Annotated in this window: 1 protein-coding gene; it reads right to left on the bottom strand. The window is 36.6% G+C overall.

Features of this window, described 5'->3' with window-relative positions; all coding sequences use genetic code 11:
- Positions 1 to 104 precede the first annotated feature (104 nt).
- Positions 105 to 1,177: DUF6708 domain-containing protein (locus H3S88_RS13065; RefSeq protein ID WP_198229203.1), on the bottom strand; the 1,073-nt coding region annotated here is incomplete at its 5' end.

Raw genomic sequence — 1,177 nt, forward strand, 5'->3', positions numbered from 1 at the left:
CACTGCTATAACTCATTTCTAATTTTTTTCGTGTCTCTTTTTTTATGGAGTTGCCAAACCATAATAAATATTCACCGATATACATTAACTTTTACATCCCTTTTTTAATCACTATTACCGTAATCAACGTATTTTCCGTTTTTTTCATCCAAAACACACCACTCTAATCGGCTCTCTAAAATGCCTTTTTGCACGTCAGGTGGATAATCTGATAAGGTTGTTTCTTTGGGTATAGGTTTGCCTTTTTTGCCAGCTTGCCTAATCACCTTTGGCCAACGTGGCTGCCAGCATAAACATTCCGATATAAAATAACCTGCCGTGTAAACGGGTAATAGAATTAAAAATACCGGGATTAATAACAGATACATCACTATACTTTTTGAATTTTGTGCTGCGTGGATCATCGGGCTGATATGACCACCTAATCCATGAAATGGCATTGGTAAATGGGTGCTAAGTCTTGGTTTGGGTAAATTTTCTGGGCCATCTTCCATATAACGGCGAATAAATTCCCATTCATCTTTATAGTCTTGACCTTTATAGGTATTTTTCCCTATCCCGACTGAGTGAGCAATAGGAAAACCCGTTTTATAAGGATGAAAAACAATTAAATTCACCATATTGGTGCCATCCATATCCGAACCACTGTCACCAAAGTTACCTGGCATAATATGCTCCCATTTAAATACGACAGTACCGCCGCAATATTTAGGGCGCTGAATATAAACTTGCCTTGTTACCCGGTTAAAGCGTACCCGTATATGGCGTACGGTAAATAGTTCCAATCGATAGACATAACGGAAATAGCGGATGCACAAATATATTAAAATTGAAGTAACTATTAAAAAAAACATTATTGTAAATATACCAGAAGCAACATTTCCTCTTTCATGATTATATAGCCTTGAAGCTATTGTTAATGCCATTAACATGCTAAATACAGGAGCAGAAAATATCAATAAACTTATCCAAGTAACAATCCCTCGAAAATTTTCAAACATTCCACCACGAATCTCGAGATAGCGATCGTTATAGGCATAGTACGGACCAATGGCTCTTGGGTTATTACTGACTGACTCTTTAGTCCAATCTTTTTCAACTTCGCTGAGTTTCATATCACCACTGCTATAACTCATTTCTAATTTTTTTCGTGTCTCTTTTTTTATGGAGTTGCCAA

The sequence above is a fragment of the Gilliamella sp. B14448G11 genome (assembly GCF_016101765.1).
Lineage (GTDB): Bacteria > Pseudomonadota > Gammaproteobacteria > Enterobacterales > Orbaceae > Gilliamella > Gilliamella apicola_N.